General features: G+C 59.0%; 25 protein-coding genes and 1 tRNA gene. 14 read left to right on the top strand and 12 right to left on the bottom strand.

Going from position 1 to position 21,971, the window contains the following annotated elements; genetic code table 11:
* The first annotated feature begins 38 nt into the window (after window positions 1-38).
* Complete coding sequence (locus AC2TEL_RS10125) at window positions 39-794, top strand: 3-hydroxyacyl-CoA dehydrogenase (RefSeq protein ID WP_480903553.1); 756 nt, start codon at window positions 39-41, stop codon at window positions 792-794.
* 9 nt (window positions 795-803) lie between these two features.
* On the top strand, window positions 804-1,349 hold the full coding sequence (locus tag AC2TEL_RS10120; RefSeq protein ID WP_480903550.1) for a sugar O-acetyltransferase: 546 nt from the start codon (window positions 804-806) through the stop codon (window positions 1,347-1,349).
* Window positions 1,350-1,415: 66 nt separating this feature from the next.
* On the opposite strand, the gene AC2TEL_RS10115 is transcribed toward AC2TEL_RS10120, so the two are convergent.
* The 3 genes from AC2TEL_RS10115 to AC2TEL_RS10105 form a co-directional block, all read right to left on the bottom strand.
* Window positions 1,416-3,224, bottom strand: a complete 1,809-nt coding sequence (locus tag AC2TEL_RS10115; protein ID WP_480903546.1) for an ABC-F family ATP-binding cassette domain-containing protein — start codon at window positions 3,222-3,224, stop codon at window positions 1,416-1,418.
* A gap of 68 nt (window positions 3,225-3,292) precedes the next feature.
* Window positions 3,293-4,033, bottom strand: a complete 741-nt coding sequence (locus AC2TEL_RS10110) for a GNAT family N-acetyltransferase (protein ID WP_480862047.1) — start codon at window positions 4,031-4,033, stop codon at window positions 3,293-3,295.
* Between the two features lie 99 nt (window positions 4,034-4,132).
* Entirely contained in the window at window positions 4,133-4,606 is a 474-nt protein-coding gene (locus tag AC2TEL_RS10105; protein WP_480843064.1) for an outer membrane protein assembly factor BamE, read from the bottom strand.
* 84 nt (window positions 4,607-4,690) lie between these two features.
* Here AC2TEL_RS10105 and AC2TEL_RS10100 point away from each other — a divergent pair, with 84 nt between their 5' ends.
* The 8 genes from AC2TEL_RS10100 to AC2TEL_RS10065 all read left to right on the top strand — a co-directional run bounded on the left by AC2TEL_RS10100 (window position 4,691) and on the right by AC2TEL_RS10065 (window position 10,080).
* Complete coding sequence (locus tag AC2TEL_RS10100) at window positions 4,691-5,227, top strand: YceD family protein (protein WP_480903543.1); 537 nt, start codon at window positions 4,691-4,693, stop codon at window positions 5,225-5,227.
* Between the two features lie 206 nt (window positions 5,228-5,433).
* Complete coding sequence (rpmF, locus tag AC2TEL_RS10095) at window positions 5,434-5,640, top strand: 50S ribosomal protein L32 (RefSeq protein WP_008756996.1); 207 nt, start codon at window positions 5,434-5,436, stop codon at window positions 5,638-5,640.
* A gap of 24 nt (window positions 5,641-5,664) precedes the next feature.
* Window positions 5,665-6,750 (top strand): phosphate acyltransferase PlsX, encoded by a 1,086-nt coding sequence (plsX, locus tag AC2TEL_RS10090; protein WP_480903540.1) that lies wholly within the window; start codon window positions 5,665-5,667, stop codon window positions 6,748-6,750.
* A gap of 23 nt (window positions 6,751-6,773) precedes the next feature.
* Window positions 6,774-7,745, top strand: coding sequence for a beta-ketoacyl-ACP synthase III (locus AC2TEL_RS10085; RefSeq protein WP_480862048.1), 972 nt, complete (start codon window positions 6,774-6,776; stop codon window positions 7,743-7,745).
* A 96-nt stretch (window positions 7,746-7,841) separates the two neighbouring features.
* On the top strand, window positions 7,842-8,144 hold the full coding sequence (gene ihfA, locus AC2TEL_RS10080; RefSeq protein ID WP_008755922.1) for an integration host factor subunit alpha: 303 nt from the start codon (window positions 7,842-7,844) through the stop codon (window positions 8,142-8,144).
* Between the two features lie 18 nt (window positions 8,145-8,162).
* Window positions 8,163-8,804: a MerR family transcriptional regulator gene (locus AC2TEL_RS10075; protein ID WP_480843068.1), complete on the top strand. Its 642-nt coding sequence runs from the start codon at window positions 8,163-8,165 to the stop codon at window positions 8,802-8,804.
* 61 nt (window positions 8,805-8,865) lie between these two features.
* Window positions 8,866-8,942, top strand: a tRNA-Pro gene (locus tag AC2TEL_RS10070).
* Window positions 8,943-9,003: 61 nt separating this feature from the next.
* The gene (locus AC2TEL_RS10065; protein ID WP_480843069.1) at window positions 9,004-10,080 is read left to right on the top strand and encodes a 2'-deoxycytidine 5'-triphosphate deaminase; all 1,077 of its coding nucleotides are present in this window, start codon (window positions 9,004-9,006) and stop codon (window positions 10,078-10,080) included.
* A gap of 3 nt (window positions 10,081-10,083) precedes the next feature.
* Here the strand turns inward: AC2TEL_RS10065 and AC2TEL_RS10060 are convergent, their stop codons facing one another.
* From AC2TEL_RS10060 to argS, 6 genes are all read right to left on the bottom strand, one after another.
* Window positions 10,084-10,326, bottom strand: a complete 243-nt coding sequence (locus AC2TEL_RS10060; protein WP_480843070.1) for a hypothetical protein — start codon at window positions 10,324-10,326, stop codon at window positions 10,084-10,086.
* A gap of 63 nt (window positions 10,327-10,389) precedes the next feature.
* The gene (gene scpB, locus AC2TEL_RS10055; protein ID WP_480843071.1) at window positions 10,390-11,046 is read right to left on the bottom strand and encodes an SMC-Scp complex subunit ScpB; all 657 of its coding nucleotides are present in this window, start codon (window positions 11,044-11,046) and stop codon (window positions 10,390-10,392) included.
* Complete coding sequence (locus AC2TEL_RS10050; protein ID WP_480843072.1) at window positions 11,039-11,833, bottom strand: segregation and condensation protein A; 795 nt, start codon at window positions 11,831-11,833, stop codon at window positions 11,039-11,041. Before AC2TEL_RS10050 ends, scpB begins: the two co-directional genes overlap by 8 nt.
* Window positions 11,823-12,830 (bottom strand): beta-N-acetylhexosaminidase, encoded by a 1,008-nt coding sequence (gene nagZ, locus AC2TEL_RS10045; protein ID WP_480903538.1) that lies wholly within the window; start codon window positions 12,828-12,830, stop codon window positions 11,823-11,825. The genes AC2TEL_RS10050 and nagZ overlap by 11 nt, the downstream gene beginning before the upstream one ends.
* Entirely contained in the window at window positions 12,827-13,942 is a 1,116-nt protein-coding gene (locus tag AC2TEL_RS10040) for an SPOR domain-containing protein (protein ID WP_480843074.1), read from the bottom strand. The genes nagZ and AC2TEL_RS10040 overlap by 4 nt, the downstream gene beginning before the upstream one ends.
* Before the next feature lie 39 nt (window positions 13,943-13,981).
* Entirely contained in the window at window positions 13,982-15,727 is a 1,746-nt protein-coding gene (gene argS / locus AC2TEL_RS10035; protein ID WP_480903535.1) for an arginine--tRNA ligase, read from the bottom strand.
* Window positions 15,728-15,860: 133 nt separating this feature from the next.
* Between argS and AC2TEL_RS10030 the strand changes: the two genes are divergently transcribed.
* Window positions 15,861-16,412, top strand: a complete 552-nt coding sequence (locus AC2TEL_RS10030) for a putative pterin-binding protein (protein WP_480903532.1) — start codon at window positions 15,861-15,863, stop codon at window positions 16,410-16,412.
* Here the strand turns inward: AC2TEL_RS10030 and AC2TEL_RS10025 are convergent, their stop codons facing one another.
* Entirely contained in the window at window positions 16,413-17,555 is a 1,143-nt protein-coding gene (locus AC2TEL_RS10025; protein WP_480903529.1) for a deoxyguanosinetriphosphate triphosphohydrolase, read from the bottom strand.
* Window positions 17,556-17,631: 76 nt separating this feature from the next.
* Here AC2TEL_RS10025 and AC2TEL_RS10020 point away from each other — a divergent pair, with 76 nt between their 5' ends.
* Both AC2TEL_RS10020 and xth read left to right on the top strand, forming a co-directional pair.
* Entirely contained in the window at window positions 17,632-17,955 is a 324-nt protein-coding gene (locus AC2TEL_RS10020; RefSeq protein WP_170348987.1) for a HesB/IscA family protein, read from the top strand.
* A 283-nt stretch (window positions 17,956-18,238) separates the two neighbouring features.
* Complete coding sequence (gene xth, locus AC2TEL_RS10015) at window positions 18,239-19,018, top strand: exodeoxyribonuclease III (protein ID WP_480843078.1); 780 nt, start codon at window positions 18,239-18,241, stop codon at window positions 19,016-19,018.
* A gap of 4 nt (window positions 19,019-19,022) precedes the next feature.
* Here xth and AC2TEL_RS10010 read toward each other — a convergent pair whose 3' ends face one another.
* A complete protein-coding gene (locus AC2TEL_RS10010) occupies window positions 19,023-20,174 on the bottom strand; it encodes an FAD-dependent oxidoreductase (RefSeq protein ID WP_480903526.1) in 1,152 nt (383 codons plus the stop codon).
* Window positions 20,175-20,245: 71 nt separating this feature from the next.
* On the bottom strand, window positions 20,246-20,668 hold the full coding sequence (dksA, locus tag AC2TEL_RS10005; RefSeq protein ID WP_480843658.1) for an RNA polymerase-binding protein DksA: 423 nt from the start codon (window positions 20,666-20,668) through the stop codon (window positions 20,246-20,248).
* A gap of 382 nt (window positions 20,669-21,050) precedes the next feature.
* Between dksA and AC2TEL_RS10000 the strand changes: the two genes are divergently transcribed.
* Window positions 21,051-21,896 carry an AAA family ATPase gene (locus tag AC2TEL_RS10000; RefSeq protein ID WP_480843080.1) on the top strand — a complete coding sequence of 282 codons (846 nt, stop codon included), beginning with the start codon at window positions 21,051-21,053 and terminating at the stop codon, window positions 21,894-21,896.
* The last annotated feature ends 75 nt before the right edge of the window (window positions 21,897-21,971 follow it).

The raw sequence follows: 21,971 nt of genomic DNA, 5'->3' as shown, positions 1-21,971 counted from the left end.
TAAATGAACAAGTGTTCAAATCCCGGAAGGAGACCACCATGCACCTGTCCACCACCGCAGCCATCATCACCGGAGGTGCCTCTGGTCTGGGCGAGGCCACAGCGCGATACTTCGCTGAGCAAGGCGCACAAGTCACGATCCTGGACCGTGATACCGAACGCGGTGAACAGGTTGCGGGTGAGATTGGCGGGCACTTTGCACAAACGGACGTGACGGACGAGGACTCGGTCGCAGCGGCCATTTCGCTGGCGATGGAAAAGATGGGCCGGATCACTACCGTAGTGAACTGTGCAGGCATTGCTTACGGGATCAAGACAGTGGGCAAGGACGGCCCCCACCCTCTGGACGCCTTTCAGCGCACCATCGATATCAATCTGGTCGGCACATTCAATGTGTCCCGGCTGGCCTCGGCCGAGATGGCCAAGAATGCTCCGGAACCTGATGGTGCCCGCGGTGTGATCATCAACACAGCCTCCATTGCAGCGTTTGACGGACAAAAGGGACAAGCCGCCTATGCCGCGTCCAAAGGGGGGGTTGTGGGCATGACGCTGCCCATGGCACGCGATCTGGCGTCGACCGGCATCCGCGTGATGACCATCGCGCCGGGTATCTTCATGACCCCAATGCTGGCGGGGTTACCGGAAGAGGTACAGCAACAACTGGCCTCAGACGTTCCCAACCCCGCGCGACTGGGTGACCCGCGAGAATACGGCCGGCTCGCCGGTTTCATCGTCGAAATGGGTTACCTGAACGGAGAGGTCATCCGCATCGACGGCGCGCTGCGCATGCGCTAGGCATGTCGCATGACCGAACGGGAAAAGATGCAAGCAGGAGCTTGGTATTGCTGCCTGGACCCTGAACTAGAAGCGTTGCGCGCCAAAGCGCGTCGCGCCGTTCATGCGCACAACTCCTGTGATCCCGATACGCGCGGCGCAATGGCACCCGCCTTACGGGACCTTTTTGCCAACGCCGGGAAGGGTTGCTTTCTCGAGGCGCCTTTTCATTGCGCCTATGGTGTAAACATTAACCTGGGCAAGCGGGTCTATTTCAACGCCGGTTGCGCCATTCTGGACACGGCGCGGGTTCAAATCGGGGACGACACCATGTTCGGCCCAAACGCTCAAATCTATTGCGCGCAACACGCAAAAGACCCTGCCGAGCGCGCCCGAGGTCTGGAAATCGCCCGGCCCGTCACGATCGGCAGAAACGTCTGGGTTGGCGGTGGCTCCATCATCCTACCCGGAGTGACGGTTGGCGACGAAGCGATAGTCGGAGCCGGCAGCGTAGTCACCAAGGACGTGGCCAAGGGCAAAACGGTCGTTGGAAATCCGGCACGTATCCTTATGTAAAACCACGTTTCATTGCACATGGTCAAAACCAAAAGAAATCCCCATGATTAGGCGCACAACTTGGATTTAACGGCTCTCGGCCTTTTCCTCAAGCATCAGCCATTCGTCTTCAGATGCGGCCAGCTTTTCCTGCCGCTCTACCAACGCCTCGGTCGCTTTCTGAAACTTGACAGGCTCTCGCGTGAACAGGTCCGGGTCCGACATCAACTCTTCCAGCTTGGCGATCTCGGCCTCAAGGCGTGCGATCTCTGCCGGTAGTTTCTCCAACCGGTGCTTTTCCGAAAACGACAATCCCTGTTTCGGCTTTGCTTCCTGCTTGACCTTCGGCTTCGAAGGCTTTGTTTTTTCGCTCTTAAATTCGGTCACATCGCCGCGCTGCGCGATGTAGTCAGACCACCCCCCGGCGTAGACGGTCGCCCGCCCGTTGCCTTCCATCGCGATGGTCGTGGTTGCAACGCGGTCGAGAAAATCCCGGTCGTGACTCACCAGCAGTACCGTGCCGTCATAATCGTCCAGCAACTCCTGCAACAGATCCAGGGTCTCAACGTCGAGATCATTGGTCGGTTCGTCCAGCACCAGAAGGTTCGACTGTTTCGCCATCAGCTTGGCCAGCAGCAATCGTGCTTTTTCGCCACCAGACAAGGACTTAACTGCCGCTCTTGCCTGCGCATCGTCAAACAGGAATTCCTTGAGGTATCCCACTACATGCTTGGGATTTCCGCGCACCATAACCTGATCCGACTTGCCCGAAACCCGCATCTCGGGGTCGCCGGTCAGACTGTCCCAAAGGCTCATCTCCGGGTCCAGTTGCGAGCGCGTCTGATCGAACACCGCAATCTCAAGATTGGTCCCCAGGGTGACGCTTCCGTGATCCGGCGCTTCCTGCCCCAACAGCATCTTCAGCAACGTGGTTTTGCCCACACCGTTAGGCCCGACAAAGGCCACCCGGTCACCGCGCTGCACCAGAAGGTCAAAGCTCCGAACGATCTGTTTGTCACCAAACCCTTTTGCGAGTCCCTTCGCCTCGATCACCTTGCGCCCGGATTTTGGCCCGGATTCCAGTGACATCGCGGCTGAACCCTGACGTTTAATCTGAGCCGCACGCTCGGCGCGCAGCGCTTGCAGGGCCCGGACGCGCCCCTGATTGCGTTTACGCCGCGCACTGATGCCTTCGACCGCCCACCGCGCCTCGGACTTGATCAGACGGTTCAACTTGTGGCGTTGTTGGTCTTCTTCTTCCCAGACTTTGTCGCGCCAGGTCTCAAAGGCCTCAAACCCCTGCTCCTGCCGTCGCACAACACCCCGGTCGATCCAGAGGGTCGCCCGCGTCAACGCACGCAGAAAGGCCCGGTCGTGAGAAATCAGAACAAAGGCTGCCCGTGTGGCGCCAAGCTCACGTTCCAGCCAGGCGATCGCCTCGATATCCAGATGGTTGGTCGGTTCATCCAACAGCATCAGATCGGGGGCCTCGGCCATCAGTTTGGCCAGCGCCGCGCGCCGCCGCTCGCCGCCCGAGGCGGTTTCAACCGGGCGCGAGGGGTCGAACTTCAACCCCTCTCCGGCACGCTCCACCTTGTACAGCTCGCCCGGCTCCAACCCGCTGGAAGCATAGTCGCCAAGGGTGGCAAATCCCTGCATCGCCGGATCCTGCTCCATGTACCCAACGGATTTACCCGGTGGGATCACGATATCACCCCGGTCAGCCTCGACCAGGCCCGCCATCACCTTCATCAAAGTGGATTTTCCCGACCCGTTGCGCCCCACCAGCGCCACACGATCACCGGGTTGAACCACCAGATCAAGCTCGGACAACACAGGATCGCCCCCGAAGGTCAGGGAAATGCCGGACATCTGCAACAAAGGAATTCTCGCCATGACCGCCAGCTAAACCGGCTGGCACAAGGCGTCAACGTTCCGTCTTCACCTTTTCCCAAATTCTCAAATTACCCGGCCACTGCCCGCAACAAACGTTTGCGAGCCGGAGGAATCGCGCCGATCTCAAGCCCGGTGAAAACGTGCAGCGTGTTCATATGCCGGTCCACGACCGCATGATCGCTGACCCAGCCGCCCATGGTCAGATAAGTGCGCAACAATGGCGGCATCCGCAGCATCGCCTTTTTTGCATCCGGTCTGCGCCGCAATCGCGCGGCAAAGCGGAAGACATCAGGTGCCTTGACCCGGGGCAACCAACGTTTTGGTGCGAGATACCGGTGTTTGAGCATCGCAAACGCGTCCAGATACTCAGCCGTTTCGGTCCCGGCGAAGGAGGAACAACCAAACAGCATTTCAACCCCGTTCTGATCCACGAACGAGGTCATCGCACCCCAGGCGACACGCAGGATGTCCGGATCGGTCCACTCGGGATGAATGCAGAATCGCCCCATCTCCACCATGGGCCCCTGAAAGCCCCTCAGTCCCGAAAGGTCGTAGAACTGTGCCGAGTAGCTGTTTCCAATCTCTGACCCGTTTTGCATCATCAGCATTCGAAAGCAGCACACGAGTCGGCCGCCGGCCCGCATGTCCTCGATCAGGATATGCGTGCAATACCCATCATAGTCGTCTCGGTCGATCTTGCCGGTTCCGAAAGCCAGGGTTCGCAGGGCCTGCGCCGCAGCAACATCCTCGTTGCAGTGCGCGATACGAGCCCGATAACGGCCTTTGGTCAACAAAACTGCTCTGGCCATGGTCGCATCCTCCACGGTTGCTGACCTTTGTTATTGCTGTTCGTCCCCTAACACAGGATGTGTGACTATCCCGTGACAACATCAAGTGGAGTCACGAAATCAGTTGTTGACCCCCGGTATGTTGGCCGGGTTGAACTGGCCGATATTGCCAAGCAATTGCCGCAGGAAGCTCTTGTCCTGAATGTTTGAATCTGTGACCCGTCGATCCAGAACGATCACGTATCCGTCCTCAAGCCCGAATCGTTCGATATTTCGGACAACGCCCCGCTGGTCAAAGCTGACTGCGACCAGCTCGCGCGAGACGATCTCGGGCCGTTTGGGGCCACGATAGCGAATGCGCTTGGCTACGTAATAGTAACCGGAGTCCCGCAACACGCCGGAAGAACTCGGAGCTCCCAGAGTTTCAAGCACTGTATCGCGGGTGTCGACACCCACTTTGACCTCGGCCAAGTCCTCGGGCGTCGGCACGTAGCCGTGATTCTTATAGACAGGTGTACAGGCCATTGCGGCCAGAAGGGCACCAAAAGCCAGTGATTTAAACACTGGTTGCATCTTGTTTGTCACCTTCAACATTCACACCCTCTTGCCTTGGCACCTTGCGGCTTCTATCCGATTACAGAAACCGTTGCCTTGGTTCAACACAGGAAAGGGTCTCGAATGACCGGACCGAAACCGCTGCGCGTCGCGGACCTGCAGCAAAACGCCCCGACGCCCTTCGATCTGCGCCCCGGCGCAAAGGCGCTGGAAACGCTCAAACAGGAGCTCGGCCTGCTGGGTCTGCGCAAGCTGTCCTTTGTCGGCTCGGTGCAGGCACAGGGCAAACGCGATTGGGTGCTGACCGGAAAGTTGGGTGCGACCGTTGTTCAACCCTGCGTGATCACTTTGGAACCCGTCACAACGCGGATCGAGACCCCGGTGCGCCGCGTTTATCTGGCCGAATGGGAAGAGACGGACGAACCCGAAAGCGAAATGCCGGAAGATGATGAGACCGAACCTCTGGGCCCCGAGATCGACCCATCGCAGGTTATGGCCGAGGCTTTGTCGCTTGCCCTGCCCCAATACCCGCGCAAGGAAGATGCCGAAATCGGGCAAACCGGCTTTACCGAACCCGGCAAACAGGCGATGACCGACGAAGACGCGAAACCCTTTGCCGGGTTGGCGGAATTGCGCGACGCACTGAAAAAAGACGAGTGACACAGGTCTGTTTTCCTGTCATAGCAGGCCCTCAGAAAAATCGCTTGAACATGTCGAGAATCGCAGTATTTTCGCGCGCTCATCGGAATTTGGGTTGGACATCGTGGGGCTGGTCCCCTAAACGCGCGTCGAACCACGTGATAAACGAAGAATGAAACCCGGTCGGCGGTGTATCTGCTGACCCTTATTAGACAAAGGTTGAGACCATGGCTGTCCAACAGAACAAAGTTTCCAAGTCGCGTCGCAACAACCGCCGCGCACACGACGCTCTGGTTGCTGCAAACCCGAACGAATGCCCGAACTGCGGCGAGCTGAAGCGTCCGCACCACGTTTGCGCATCCTGCGGCCACTATGATGACCGTGAAGTAGTCGCACAGGCCGACGAAATCGACCTGGACGAAGACGCAGCCTAAGCCTTATCGAGCGCAGGCAAAGGTATGACGGATCAGCCCTCGCAAACCGGACGGATAGTGATCTCGGTTGACGCAATGGGCGGAGATTCGGGTCCCGCGGTCGTCGTATCAGGCATCGCAAAGTCTGCGAACAAGAACCCGAAAATCGGGTTTATCCTGCACGGTCAGGAAAGTGTGCTGCGAAAACTGGTTGCCAAACGGCGCGTTCTGGATGGGCGCGTCGTTTTTCGTGATTGCCCGGGTGTGGTCACGATGGAGGACAAACCCAGCCAGGTCGTGCGCAACGGCAAACAGACTTCGATGTGGTCGGCGCTGGAATCGGTTCGCCAGGGCGAGGCCCACGGCGCCGTGTCGTGCGGCAACACCGGCGCGCTGATGGCTCTGTCGATGATGCGCCTACGGAAGTTACCCGGCGTCAACCGCCCTGCCATTGCGATTCTGTGGCCTTCGCGCAACCCGCAAGGGTTCAACGTGATGCTGGATGTGGGCGCAGATGTGCGGGCCGACGCCAAGGATTTGTTGCAATATGCGCTTATGGGTGCCTCGTACGCACGCAACGGTATGGCGCAGACGCGCCCACGGATCGGCCTGCTGAATGTGGGAACCGAAGAACACAAGGGACGCGCGGAACTCAAGGAAGCGCACGCCTTGATCTCGGATTTTTCCGAGCGTGCGAATTTCGACTTTGTGGGCTTTGTCGAAGGCAGTGACATCCCCGGTGACAAGGCGGATGTCATTGTAACGGATGGGTTTACCGGAAACGTCGCGATAAAGACGGGCGAAGGCACTGCAAGCCTGATCGGTGACCTGTTGCGTCAGGCATTTAAATACTCGCCACTTTCGCGGCTGGCTTCGGTACTGGCGATCACCTCGCTGAATCGTCTGAAGAAACGGATTGACCCGCGCCGTGTCAATGGCGGCGTTTTTCTGGGATTGAACGGCACTGTGATCAAATCTCATGGCGGCGCCGATGCCACCGGCGTGTCGGCAGCCGTCAAGCTGGCCTTCACGCTGGCCGAATCCGGATTCTCGGAAAAGTTGGCCGCACGGGTTGCATCCACAGCCGAGCTTGAACAAGATGCCGCGCATTCTGCGTCGCAGTCGGAATAATAACAAAAAGGCAGTACCCCAGAATGGCAGGCCGCTCAGTTGTTGTAGGTGTTGGGCATTATTTACCGGAACGCATCGTACCGAATGCCGACTTTGAAAAGACACTGGACACTTCAGACGAATGGATTCGCACCCGATCCGGGATCGAACGTCGCCATTTCGCCGCCGATGACGAGACAACGTCGGATCTGGCGACCCGTGCCGCTGAGGCCGCGCTGGCCGATGCCGGGCTGACGGCGGATGACATCGATGCGATTATTCTGGCGACCTCGACCGCGGATCTGACCTTTCCGTCTGCCGCGACCATGGTGCAGGCCCGGCTGGGTATGACCAACGGATTTGCCTTTGACGTACAGGCGGTGTGTGCCGGATTCGTTTTTGCACTCAGCAACGCCAACGCATTGATCCTTTCCGGCCAGGCCAAACGCGTGCTGGTCATCGGCGCCGAAACGTTCTCGCGAATCATGGATTGGACCGATCGGTCAACCTGCGTGCTGTTCGGCGATGGCGCCGGCGCACTGATACTGGAAGAGCAAGAGGGGAATGGCTCTCCTCAGGATCGGGGCATCCTTGCAACCGACCTGCATTCCGACGGTCGCTACAAGGATTTGCTGTATGTGGACGGAGGAGTTTCGACCCAGTCCACCGGGCACTTGCGGATGCAAGGCAATCAAGTATTCCGCCATGCCGTTGAAAAACTTGCAAAAACTGCGGAAACCGCACTTGAGCGTGCCGGTGTGGCCAGCGACGACGTCGATTGGATCGTCCCGCATCAGGCCAATATCCGCATCATACAGGGTACGGCCAAGAAAATGGGTCTGCCGATGGAAAAGGTCGTGGTCACGGTGCAGGATCACGGAAATACCTCTGCCGCGTCCATTCCGTTGGCCTTGTCCGTAGGCAAAGAACGCGGCCAGATCAAACAAGGCGATCTGATCGTGACCGAGGCCATCGGTGGCGGGCTGGCCTGGGGGGCCGTGGCCCTGCGTTGGTAACAGGCGCAATCCAGCTTACACAGCCGCCTGCAATTCATTGATATTGACAGCGAATTTTCCATCGCCATATGCTTTGCTATCAACAGGGGAAAAAGCATGGGCGACAAAACACTGACCCGAATGGATCTGAGTGAGGCCGTATTTCGTGAGGTTGGCCTTTCACGCAACGAAAGCGCGCAACTGGTCGAAAGCGTTCTGAACCACATGTCGGACGCGCTGGTGCGCGGTGAACAAGTCAAAATCTCATCTTTCGGCACATTCAGCGTACGGGACAAAACCGCTCGCATCGGTCGCAACCCCAAGACCGGTGAAGAAGTGCCTATTCAGCCCCGCCGCGTTTTGACTTTCCGCCCGTCGCACCTGATGAAGGATCGCGTCGCCGCTGGGAACCGCAAGTAACACCCGAGGCCCGCAGAAATGAGCAAGTCCCCCGACGCCTTTCGCACAATCAGTGAAGTTGCGGATTGGCTGGGTGTTCAGGCCCATGTGCTGCGATTCTGGGAAAGCCGATTCAGTCAGGTGAAGCCGGTCAAACGGGCTGGTGGGCGCCGGTACTACCGTCCCAACGACATGCGCCTGTTGGGCGGCATAAAAAAGCTGCTGCACGACGATGGCGTGACGATCAAAGGTGTCCAGCGCATTCTGCGCGAAAAAGGTGTGGCGCACGTTGCGTCGCTTTCGCCGCCTCTGGATGACGAGGCGGCGCAGACGGTTGCACCGGTGGTTGAGAGCCCTGCTCCGCAAACCGAAGTTGCCGATGAAAATACGGTTGTACCTTTCACCGTCAAACCTGCTCCGGCAGAAGACCGTCAGTTCGGACTTGATCTGCAAACGCCCTCCGGGGCCAGCAATGGGCGGGATGCTCCGGCGCAAGCCCCGGTTGCCTTGACAGAGCCATCTGGTCAGGACGATCTGGACACGGCCCCATTGCTGGGTGGGATCGCGTCTTTGACCTGGCAAGTCGAGGACTTCGACCCCCAGGTGCTGCGCCGGATCGCGCCCATAGCCAAAGACCTGCGCGCCTGGCTTGATCGGGTCGAAACCCAACCGGCGGGATAAGAAAAAAGGCGATGATTTCCTCTTGCCCCTGCCGGGAAAGTCTTTATGAACACTCCAACGTCGGGCTATGGCGCAGCCTGGTAGCGCGTCCGTCTGGGGGACGGAAGGTCGCAGGTTCGAGTCCTGCTAGCCCGACCAAATCACACCGACGTTTGTGGCAAACAGGCCAGATCCCGCTCTGGCACCAGAGGGGATCGGAATGACAGGCGTATGCCCGAACCAACAGATCGAGGCAATGATCGCAAGCGGTGAAATCACCGCCAATCCTGAAATCATTCCTGCACAGATCCAACCAGCCAGCCTTGATTTGCGTTTAGGGACAGTGGCTTACCGCGTGCGCGCCTCATTCCTTGCGGGTGAAGGCCGCACCGTTTCTGATCGTCTGGCGGAATTCGAGATGCATCGCATCGACATAACCGACGGAGCAGTTCTGGAAAAAGGCTGCGTCTATCTGGTTCCGCTGATGGAATCGCTGGCCTTGCCAGCCGAAACAAGCGCGGTCGCCAATGCCAAAAGCTCAACTGGTCGGCTGGACCTGCTGACGCGCGCCATCACAGACGAAGGCACCGAGTTCGACCGGGTTCCCGCTGGTTATACCGGACCGCTCTATGCCGAGATCTGCCCGCGCTCGTTCTCGGTTCTCGTGCGCCCAGGAATGCGCCTGAACCAGATCCGGTTCCGCCGGGGTCAGGCGGTTCTCAGCGACGCGGAACTGACGGCGCTGCACAACGACTCGCCGCTGGTCGATGGCCCTGCGGTCATTCAGGACGGGTTGGGCTTTTCGGTCGATCTGCAACTGCCTGATACCGATCTGGTTGGGTACCGCGCCAAGCCGCATACCGGTGTGATCGACCTGGATCGTATTGGTGGCTACGATCCGCAGGACTATTGGGAGGAAGTGCGCACCACCGACGGGCGCATCATTCTGGACCCGGGCGCGTTCTACATTCTGGTCAGCCGCGAAGCGGTGCACATCCCACCGATGTATGCAGCGGAAATGGCCCCCTATCTGGCTATGGTGGGTGAATTTCGGGTGCATTACGCGGGCTTTTTCGACCCCGGTTTCGGCCATGCGGCCGCAGGTGGGGCAGGCTCACGTGGTGTGCTTGAAGTCAGGTGTCACGAGGCACCGTTCGTGCTGGAACACGGACAGGTCGTCGGGCGTCTGGTTTATGAGAAGATGGCGGAGATGCCCACGCAGCTATACGGTGCGGGAATCGCCTCGAACTATCAGGGGCAAGGCTTGAAACTGTCCAAACATTTCAAGACTTTATAAGCTTCAGAACTTCATGAATCGGCGCATCTGGCGGGTCATCCGCTGCGCTTGTTTCATCCCTTGCGCCTGTCGGCGCGCGCTGTCCTGCATCTGGCTTCCTGCTTTGGGGATGCGCGAAGCCTCGTTCGGCTGATCCGGTTTGCGGCCCACACGGCTCGCCATATCCAGCCCTTTGTCGACTCCACGAGTTACAAGACGGCGCATCACCTGACGCACGATCATGTCGATGATCCGATTGGCGTTCATTGCTCTCTCCGTTTCCTGTGCCTCAGCATAGGCGTTTTGTGCGGCAACAAAAGGGCGTGCCGATCACTCTTCCTCGAACAGTTCAGACTGATCCTCTTCATGCTCCTCCTCCCGTTCGACGCCCAATGGCACCGCACCCGGTGGCGGTCGGTTTTCCAGCAGCCCGGCGGCTCTCAATTCCTTGAGACCGGGCAGATCGCGTGCGTTCTCCAGACCGAAATGGTCCAGAAACTGCGGCGTCACAACAAAGGTAACAGGACGACCGGGAGTCATGCGGCGCCGTCCCAGTTTGATCCATTCCATCTCGAGCAACTGATCGATTGTCCCGCGCGACACGGACACGCCACGAATCTCTTCAATCTCGGCCCGTGTACAGGGCTGATGATATGCCACGATGGCCAGCGTTTCGATCGCAGCCCGGCTCAATTTCCGTGTTTCAACGGTTTCCTTTTGCATCAGGAATCCCAGATCGGGGGCGGTCCGGATGGCCCAGGCCTCACCGACCCTGACGATGCGCACACCACGCCCGTCATAGCGTTTCTGAAGCATTTCAACCGCTTGCGCCGCGTCGCTACCGTGGGGCATCCGCGCCTCCAGGTCAGCAATCGTTACCGGCTCGGCACTGGCGAACAGAACGGCTTCGACCATGCGTTCCTGTTCCGCCAAGGGCGGCGCTTCGAACAGGGTGCCGGTGCCTTCGTCTTGAGGGGCGTCAGTCACGGTTGTCGGTCCTCTTGCGCAAATGGATCGGGGCAAAGGTCTCGCTCTGCTTCATTTCCATATGTCCTTCTTTCACCAGCTCCAGCGAGGCCGCAAAGGTCGCCGCCGTGGCCGAGCGCCGCCGCACCGGATCAGCATCCCATCCGTCGGGCAGATAGGTCTCCATATCGGTCCAGGTACCAGCAAACCCGATCAGAGGGCGCATCCGCTCAAGTGCCTGCTCCATCGTGAACACGGCGTCGCGGTCCATGACGAAGGGGCGGAATTCATCGCGTGTCCGGATACGGGCATATCCCTGCATCAGATCCAACAGCGTGGCGGAATAGGTCACTGTACGGATGCGGGTCACATCCTCGCCCTGCCCGCGTTTGAAAAAATCCCGACCTAGCTGATCCCGCGCCATAAGACGTGCGGCGGCATCGCGCATGGCCTGCAGGCGTTCAAGCTGGAACGCCAGATGCGCGGCGAGCTCCTCACCCGAAGGTCCTTCGTCATCCGGGTCAGGCGGCAGCAACAGACGGGACTTCAGAAAGGCCAGCCATGCGGCCATGACCAGATAGTCCGCCGCCAGTTCGATCCGCAGCGCTCGGGCTTTCTCGACAAAGGCCAGATATTGTTGAGCCAGCGCCAGCACCGAGATCTTTCGCAGATCAACCTTCTGCGTACGGGACAGCATCAGCAAAACATCCAACGGGCCTTCAAACCCGTCGACGTCGACGATCAACGCCTCAGCAGCCAGCCGATCCGCGATCGACACCGGGTCTTCGCTGAAAAGATTATCGTTCATAAACCTGCCCGCCCATTAGGCGAGATAGTTCCGCCTCGGCGGCAGGGATGTCAAGTTCCTGCGGTGGGCGGCGCTGTGCCAGCGCACGATCCGCGCGGATTTGCGCTGCTTCCGACATCTGCCCCGCAGCATCGAGGACCTGCGCACGGGCCTCGAATGACCCGTTGCAATGTAAAACGACATCGCACCCGGCGTTCAAGGCCTGCTGCGCGATCTTCGAGGGCGGACCGCTGAGTGCTTTCATCGAGATATCATCGGTCATGATAAGGCCATCGAATCCAATATTCTCGCGGATCAACCCAATCATCTTTGCCGAAATCGTCGCCGGCCGCGCATCGATCCGGTCATAGACCAGGTGCGCTGTCATCCCCATTGGCAGATCGTTCAGAGCGCGAAACGGGGCAAAGTCACTATGTTCCAACTCTTCCGGCGGCAAATCCACATGTGGCAGGTCGTGGTGACTGTCCAAGGTCGACAACCCATGCCCCGGCATATGTTTCACAACCGGTAGAACGCCGCCATCCAAATGCCCGTTCGCCACAGCTCGTCCGATCCCGGAAATCCTAGCAGGATCAGAGCCGTAGCAGCGGTTCTTCAGAAAAACATGTGTGGACTCGCGCGCCAGATCGACCATGGGGGCGCAGTTGCTGTCGATCCCCAGCGTAAACAGTTCGTCGGCAATCAGCCGGTATCGCAGATACATCGCACGTTCGGCTTCGTCTTTGGCGCGAACCGCGTGATCCAGCGGCGGTAACCATTCGCGGGCCAAGGGCGCCCGCAACCGCTGCACGCGACCGCCTTCCTGATCGATGGTGATCGGGCAATTGCGACCGACCGCTTCGCGGAAGTCGTCGCAAAGCGCGCGAACCTGATCGGCAGTGTTGATGTTTCTGGCAAATAAAATGAACCCGAATGGGTTCATCTGTCTGAACAGGGATTTTTCTTCCGGCGTCAACCGAAACCCTTCGGCGTCGGTAATGACTGCTCCGAAACTCACCGGGCGGCGACCGGAATGCAATCCGCACCTTGCGCTACCAGCGCGGCACAGAACTGGCGTGAGTCGCTTACGTCCTCGAACCCGAGCACGCGCAGCCTGTAAAACGTGCGTCCTCCGCTCGAAGTTTTCTGAATAACTCGCTGTTTTCCATCCATATATTCACCGAAGCGTCCGCTTATGCGAACCCATTCGGCTTGCGCAACGTCCGCGCTTTCATAGGCCCCCAACTGCGCAAGGCGCGTGCCCTTGGCCAGTGTATTGGGATCTACGTCCAATCCCACGGCGGCTTTGACGGCTGCGTTGATCGCAGCTTCGGTCCCGCTGTTGGCGGTCAGTCCGCTGGGTGTCGCGCGGGCCGGACGGGTCTGAGGCCGCAGCGAACGGCGCACGCCCGGTAGTGCTGCCAAAGCCGGATCGGGCAACTGAGCCGCCAGATCGGCCGGATCGATAGCAGGCTCTTCCTCCGGTGCGGCCAGCGAGGCCAATTGAACGCCCGACTCTTGCGGTTGATCGCTGTCGGCACCCTCACCCGCCAATTCCGCGACCAGAGTGTCAACGGCACTTTGCCGTTGCCGGGCGGTTTGTTGATCGGCGGCTTCTTCTTCGATCAGGTGAACGGCCGGTGTCGGTTGAACCGCGGCCATCGGGACATCCTCGTCCGTCAGCGATACCGGGCGAGGCGCAAGAATCAGACGATCCGCCGGAGCTGCCGCAGACCCGACAGCTGCCACTGCGTTGACCGCAAGTCCCTGATGGTCCGCCGGCGTTCCGCCCGGGTTTTCAGGCTGAATGCGCATCGGACCTTCGACGGCGCGAACAACCGGAACGCCGCTGACATCGCGCATGACCAGTTTGTATCCCCAGACTCCTATACCGGCGACCAGCGCCAAGGACGCGGCGGCCCCGAGCATGTTGACCACACGCCCCAACCCGGCCCCCACTGGCGGAACCCCGTCATAACCCTGCATCTCGTCGGGATACTCATACTCATCCTGAGGATGAGCTTGATTCGTGTAATGCATGTGCTCGGGGCCTTGGTGCCCCGAGTAATCGTAACTCGCCATTTCCGCCTCACCGCCCGATTGCGCCTGAAAATAGGGCACGCGGGTCATTTCTTGTCTGCCTCAGTCCGACGGTTCGGGCGGTATTGGTTACCGCATCTCCTGCGCCGGAGTAACGCCAAGAATACCCAAGCCCGCTGAAATCACAACAGAAACGGCCCGGGCCAGAGCGATTTTTGACTGACTTGTGGCTGCATCGCCATCCTGGATGAAGCGCAACTGGGTTTCGTCGTTGCCCTTGTTCCACAGCGCGTGGAAATCCCCAGCAAGTTCATAGAGATAGAAGGCAACCCGGTGCGGCTCATTCGTACGCGCGGCAATCTCGACCAGACGAGGCCATTCAGCCAGCTTCTTGGCGACGGTCAGTTCAGAGATGTGATCGTTCTTGCTCAGATCGGCTCCGGACAGGGTCGCGTCATCGGCGGCAATCCCGGCCTCGGCAGCGCGGCGCAGCACGCTCATGACGCGGGCATGGGCGTACTGCACATAGAACACGGGGTTCTCGCGGCTTTGTTCCAGCACCTTGTCGAAATCGAAGTCCAGTGGCGCGTCGTTTTTGCGGGTCAGCATGACGAAACGGGTCACATCAGGACCGACCTGATCGACAACATCGCGCAGGGTGACAAAGTTCCCTGCCCGCTTGGACATCTTGAACGGCTCGCCATTCTTCCAAAGTTTCACCAACTGCGTCAGCTTGATATCCAGTGGCACCTTGCCATCGGACAGAGCCGACACCGCCGCCTTCATTCGTTTGACATAGCCGCCGTGGTCCGCACCAAACACGTCGATCAGAGCGTCAAAGCCACGGGTCACCTTGTCATAGTGATATGCAATATCCGGGGCAAAATAGGTCCAGCTGCCGTCGGATTTCTTCACCGGGCGGTCAACATCATCGCCGTGCTCGGTAGACCTGAACAGGGTCTGCTCGCGGGGCTCCCAATCCTCGGGCTTTTTGCCCTTCGGCGGCTCCAGCACACCTTCATAGATCAGACCCTTGTCGGTCAGCGACTGCAGCGCAGCTTCGATCCGGCCAGTGCCATAGAGCGATTTTTCCGAGAAGAACACATCCATCTCAACGCCCAATGCCTTCAGGTCGGCCCGGATCAGGTCCATCATTGCGTCGGTCGAGAACTCGCGCAGCTCCTCCAGCCATTCGCTTTCAGGCTTGTCGATCAGGCTGTCGCCGTATTTTTCCTTCAGCGCTTCACCGATCGGGATCAGATAATCGCCGGGATACAGGCCCTCGGCGATCTCAGGGCTCAGCCCATTGGCCTCGCGATACCGTTCGTATGCCGACCGCGCCAGCACATCCACCTGCGCGCCGCCGTCGTTGATGTAATATTCACGCGTTACGTCGTGGCCCGAATAGACCAGCAAGCTTGCCAGAGCGTCCCCGAACACCGCACCCCGCGTGTGACCCACATGCAGCGGGCCGGTGGGGTTCGCGGACACATATTCCACGTTTACCTTCTGGCCATGCCCCATTGTCGAGCGACCATAATCGGTGCCCTTTTCCAGCACGGCCAACAGAACGCCCTGCCAGACCGACGGCGCCAGCCGCAGGTTCAGAAACCCCGGTCCGGCCACCTCGGCGCTGGTGATCCTGTCATCGGCCGTCAGTTTTCCAGCCAGCACATCAGCAATGTCGCGCGGCTTCATCTTGGCCGGTTTCGCCAGCACCATCGCCGCGTTGGTCGCCATGTCGCCATGCGCGGCGTCGCGCGGCGGTTCGACCGCCACATTGTCAAAGCTCAGCCCCTCCGGCAGAGAGCCATCGGACTGCATCTGTGCCAGCGCGTCCAGAACAAGGCCGCGGATCTCGGAAAACAGGTTCATTTTGGATGTCCTTTTGCTTGCCCGGCGGTTTATCACGCAGCACAGCAAGGTCAATGGAAGCGATCAGTTTAGGCTTGGTTTACCGGCAAAGCCCGCTAGTGTCAGCGTAATTTCAGGAAACGGAGACCGATCCATGCGCCTAGCCCTGCCCCTTACGCTGCTGTTGTCCACCTCTTTGCCGGCATGGGCCGAAATGCCCGCGCCCCGAGGTCACGTCTTGTTGACACTGGGTGGAGCAATCTCAGAGACCAACCTGCCCGCGCAAGGAGAAAAGGATGGCGGTTTGCTAGGATATCTCGAAGTTCAACACGACGGAGCTGCGGGCTTTGACGCGGAGATGCTGGATGGATTGAAGCAGGTGGAGATCACCATCACCTATGGCTCTGAAGGCAACCAACGTGACATCGCCTTTTCCGGCCCGCGCCTGTCAGATGTGATGGCGTTGGCCGGAGCCGAGGGTAAGACCGCGAAACCGATGGCGATGGACGGATATCAATCCGAAATCCCTTGGGACAGTATCGCAACCCATCAACCCATCGTCGCGACGCATGCGGATGGAGTACCGATGGGGATTGGAGGTTATGGCCCCACAATGATCGTATTTCCGCGCACCGATGACACCGATCTGGCCCAGGAGCAGGCCGGGCAGCAGGTCTGGGCTATCGCCTATATAGGCGTCGAATGATCAGCGGCCGGTAAGCCTCGCATGGTCCTGCAGTGCGAACCGATCCGTCATGCCAGCAATGTAGTCCGAGACAATCCGTGCCAGCGCAGTTTCGGACCCCGCCGCTTCAATATCACCATGCCACCTCTGGGGCATTTGTTTGGGATCATTCAGGTAGATTGGGAACAGGTCTAGGACAACCTTGCCGACTTTGTCCCGCACCTTCATGACACTGGGTGCGCGATACATGCGCGCAAACAAAAAGGTCCGGATTTCCTTGAGTTGAGCCCAAAGATCGTCTGAAAATCGGATCACAGGATAGCTCAGATGCCGAACATCTTCGACCGTCTGCGCTCCTGACCGGGAAATCAATCCCCAAGAGGTATCGATGACATCAGACACCATGACACCAAAAACCCGCCGTAACGCCTCATGCCTGCGGCGGTAAGGGTCCAGTCCGGGATACTTCCGGTCCACCTCGGCGTAGCATTCGCCGACGATTGGTAATCGCTGAATTTCCTCGTCGGTAAATAATCCTGCGCGCAGCCCATCCAGCAAATCGTGGTTGTTATAGGCTATGTCATCGGACAATGCGGCAACCTGAGCCTCGGCGCTGGCATGCGTGTGCAGCTCCAGATCAAACCCGCCATTGCATTCGGCAAGGGCCCAAGGAAGTTCGCCCAATACGGGCCCGTTGTGTTTGGCGATACCTTCCAGGCATTCCCAGGTCAGGTTGCACCCATCAAAATCCGCGTAGTGCCTCTCGAGTTTCGTAACGATCCGAATGGCTTGGGCATTGTGGTCAAAGCCCCCATAGGGCTCCATCAGCGCGTGCAGCGCATCCTCACCCGTGTGGCCGAACGGGGTGTGCCCAAGGTCATGCGCCAAGGCCACCGCTTCGGTCAGTTCACCGTTCAGCCCCAAAGCCCCCGCAATCGTTCGCGCCACCTGAGCGACTTCGATGGAATGGGTCAACCGGGTACGATAACTGTCGCCCTCATGTTCGACAAATACCTGTGTTTTGTGCTTGAGCCGTCGAAAAGCACTGGCATGAATGATCCGGTCCCGGTCGCGCTGAAAGCATGACCGGAAACTGCTTTCCTCCTCCGGCACAAGCCGTCCTCTTGCGCGGCCCGGATCCGAGGCAAAACCCGCTCTGTCCAAAGGTCTTGTCCTTGTCGCCTTTCGTTGCACTTTCTATATTGTATGATGTTGAGGAAATAAACCTTTGGAGTCCGGCATGAATCTGCCCCCCACAGTCACAGAACGCGCCTTTGACCGACTCGCCGAAATTGGCGCAGCGGATCAGGGTCAAGCCCTGCGCGTCGCAGTGGAAGGCGGCGGATGTTCCGGATTTCAATACGAAATTGCGCTGGACGAACCCAAAGACGACGACCTTGTGCTGGAAGGCAAAGGCCAGAAGGTCATCGTCGATTCGATTTCGCTGCCCTTTCTGGAAAACGCGGTGATCGATTTCACTCAGGAACTGATCGGCGCCAGGTTTGTGATCGAGAACCCCAACGCCACCTCTTCCTGCGGCTGTGGCACTTCATTCTCGATGTAAAAGCCGGTGGGGGCTTTTGCCCCCACACCCCCAGGATATTTTCAGCCAGATGAAGCAGGGATCCGCTCTCCGACCCTTCCGTCGGAGAGCTTCACCTGGCGCGGTCATCGGCGTCCCCGCCTGTACCGCAAAACACTTTTGGCCCGATCCAGTTAAGGATCCGTTACTTCATCTGGCCAAAAATATCCCGGAGCGCGAGGCAGAGCCTCGCAAACCCGTCCTCTGGCTTGCCGCTGGGCCGGTTCTGCGCGATAGGTAACCTCGGAGCTTCGGAGGATCGCGCATGAAAATCGCCACGTTCAACATCAACGGCATTAAAGCGCGGGCCGAGGCCTTGCCGCGATGGTTGGATGACGCGCAGCCGGACGTCGTTTTGTTGCAGGAGATCAAGTCCATAGACGAAAACTTCCCGCGCGAGATGTTCGAAGAACGCGGCTATAACGTCGAAACCCACGGTCAGAAGAGTTTCAACGGCGTTGCGATCCTCTCCAAGTTACAGCTCGAGGATGTCACACGCGGATTGCCCGGCGATGACGAAGACGAACAGGCGCGGTGGATCGAAGCCACTGTCGTCGGCAAGCAGGCGTTGCGCATCTGCGGATTGTACCTGCCCAATGGAAACCCGACGCCTGGGCCAAAATACGACTACAAACTGGCGTGGATGGAACGGCTTTACAGCCGGGCGCGCGATCTTCTGGCAACTGAAGAACCGGCGCTAATGGCAGGTGACTACAATATAATCCCGCAAGCCGAGGACGCCGCACGACCAGACGCCTGGCGCGAAGATGCCCTGTTTCGGCCGGAAAGCCGTGCAGCATTTCGCAAGATCCTGAACCTAGGTTTTACGGAAGCCTTCCGCGCGATCACTCAAGGCCCCGAGCATTATTCGTTCTGGGATTATCAGGCCGGCGCGTGGAACCGCAACGACGGTATTCGCATCGACCATTTTCTACTGACACCGCAAGCTGCCGATTTAATGCGGGACTGCCGGATCGATGCCGAGGTTCGTGGACACGAAAAGCCTTCGGACCACGTGCCGGTCTGGGTCGATCTGGACCTGTAACCTTTCAAACCGTCGGATCGTAGGCGTAGATCCACTCGTATTTCTGCGCCAGTCTCGGCCCGATTACTGCCAGCGCGGCCTGCGCGGCCAGCCGCACGGGTCCGCGCAGGTGGAAATTTCGCGCATTTGACGCGGCCGCTGCTACCACTTGCGTCGCTCGGGGGCGTCGGGCAGCTTCGTAGACTGCGAGGGCCTGCCTGATGCCGGTCTGTTCCGCAAACGATTTTTGAAGGACCCACGCATCTTCCAACGCCAGGCATGCGCCTTGCGCCATGAAGGGGAGCGTCGGGTGTGCCGCGTCGCCCAAAAGTGCCAGCCGGCCATTCTGCCAGTGCGGCGCGACCGGACGCAAGAACAGTGCCCAAAGATGCGCCTGGTCGACCTTGGATAGAAGCTCGCGCACCGGACCTCCGAAATCGGCAAAACGCGCGCGCAGGTCGTCCGGGTCTCCTTCACGTCGCCAGCCTTCTTCTTGCCAGTCCGAGCGTTCCTCGATCGCCACAATATTCATTAGGCTTTGATCACGCAGCGGGTATGTGACCACGTGCCGTCCCGGCCCCATGGTCAAGGAAGCGCGCGGCGTATCCGCTTTCGGGACCCACGGGACCGTGGCGCGCCAGGCGATCTGATGTGTGAACTTTGGGGCTTCAACCCCGTTCAGCGACGGGCGGATCGCGCTGCGACCCCCATCCGCCGCGATGGCGCAATCTGCGCGCAGGCGTTCACCACTTTGCAGAACAATCTCGGCTTCGGCCGGGTGTTTGCGAACCTCCAAAACCTGTGCATTCAACCGTATATCCACCCCGGTCCGTTGGGCAGCGTCGTGCAACAGCCCCAGCAAATCCGCCCGGTGGTAGTAATATGTCGGACCTGCCCTTGGCGGCGGAATGTGACTGATGACCCGCCCCTTGCGGTAGTCACGCAATTCCGTCCCATGCGATTTCTGGCCAGCCTCAGGCGTATCCGAGACAACGCCCAGTGCACGCAACACACGCATACCGTTGGCGCTGATCTGCAAACCCGCGCCCATTTCCGTCAACTCGGGCGCCTGCTCCAGCACGGTGACCCGAGCCCCGTTTTGCCGCAAGGCCAATGCCGCAGCCAAGCCACCGATCCCACCGCCGATGACACAGAATTCCAGACCGTCTATTTTCATGGCACTGGCTTAACGCAAAAACGCCGGAGCAACAGGCCCCGGCGTTGGTGAATTCCAGATTTGTTCAGCGATCAATCGTCGCGGTGAACCTTTTCGCGCCGTTCGTGGCGCTCTTGCGCCTCAAGCGTCATGGTCGCAATCGGGCGTGCGTCCAGCCGCTTTAGCGAGATCGGATCGCCCGTCTTCTCGCAATACCCGTACTCGCCCTCTTCGATCCGGCGCAGGGCCGAGTCGATCTTGGCCACCAGTTTGCGTTGACGATCCCGGGTGCGCAGTTCCAGCGCACGGTCGGTTTCCTCGCTGGCGCGGTCGGCAACGTCTGGGATGTTCCGGGTGTTGTCCTGCAGCCCTTCGATGGTATCGCGGCTGCCTGCCAAAAGTTCGTTTTTCCAATTCAGCAGCTTGCGGCGGAAATACTCAAGCTGGCGATCATTCATGAAAGGTTCATCCTCAGCCGGGCGATAATCGTCCGGCAGGAAAACTTCCTGCTTCATCTTTGCTCCCTCGGTATTGCCAATAACGTCGGTCGCGATTGTTTTACCTGACATCTGGCACCCCTTTCTGCGGAGCGTTTATCTGACGACGCGGGGAATGTCACTATGCAAACTTTGCCCCGACGCGTCGTCAGCTCGCTCAGTCTAAATATGAGACTTTTAACAGCAAAACCTTGAAAATCTGTGGAAACAGCCGGGCATTTTTGGGGCACTCGCCGAATGCACTATCAAGCAATGCATGCGAATCAATCAGAAAGGCCTGTAGATGCTGAGCTTTTCAACCCGCCGCGACGCGGCGACCTGACTTGTAAATCCCGGAACTGCTCTGTAACTCAGAGGCGCACCCGCGCCCGTTCAGGGTACGAAACTACATGAGGCCCCTATGACCGCACGTTTTCAAGGCACGGCAGAATATGTCGCGACTGATGATCTGAATATTGCCGTGAACGCCGCCGTCACGCTGGAACGTCCGCTGCTGGTCAAGGGCGAGCCCGGAACCGGCAAGACCGAACTGGCCAAGCAGGTTGCAGGCGCGTTGGGGCTGACGATGATCGAGTGGAACGTGAAATCCACGACCCGCGCACAGCAGGGACTGTACGAATACGATGCCGTCAGCCGGTTGCGTGACAGCCAACTGGGCGAAGAACGTGTGCATGACGTCTCGAACTATATCCGCAAGGGCAAGCTGTGGCAGGCATTTGAGGCCGATGAAAAGGTCGTGCTCTTGATCGATGAGATCGACAAGGCCGATATCGAGTTTCCCAACGACCTGCTGCAGGAACTCGATAAGATGGAGTTCCACGTTTACGAAACCGGTGAAACGATCCGGGCCAAACACCGCCCTATCGTGATCATCACGTCGAACAATGAAAAAGAACTGCCCGACGCGTTCCTGCGCCGCTGTTTCTTCCACTATATTCGCTTCCCGGATGAGACCACGATGCGCCGCATCGTCGAAGTGCATCACCCCGGCATCAAGGATGCGTTGCTGACCACGGCCCTGACCCAGTTCTATGAAATCCGCGAGACGCAGGGGTTGAAAAAGAAACCGTCCACGTCTGAGGTGCTGGATTGGCTGAAACTCCTGCTGGCCGAAGACCTGACCGCAGAGGACCTCAAGCGTGACGGCGTCAATGCTCTGCCGAAACTGCACGGGGCGCTGCTGAAGAACGAACAGGACGTACACCTGTTCGAACGGCTTGCTTTTATGGCACGCAGCAAGCGCTGAAACCTGCCTGTACATCGATGATCGCTTGCGTCCGGCCGGGCCGGATGGCAGCATAACCGAAATCAGGGCTTGCCA

This window comes from Ruegeria sp. HKCCD9138, assembly GCF_057220975.1.
Note: the sequence above shows the minus strand (reverse complement) of the source record. Positions and strands in the feature narration are given on the sequence as shown.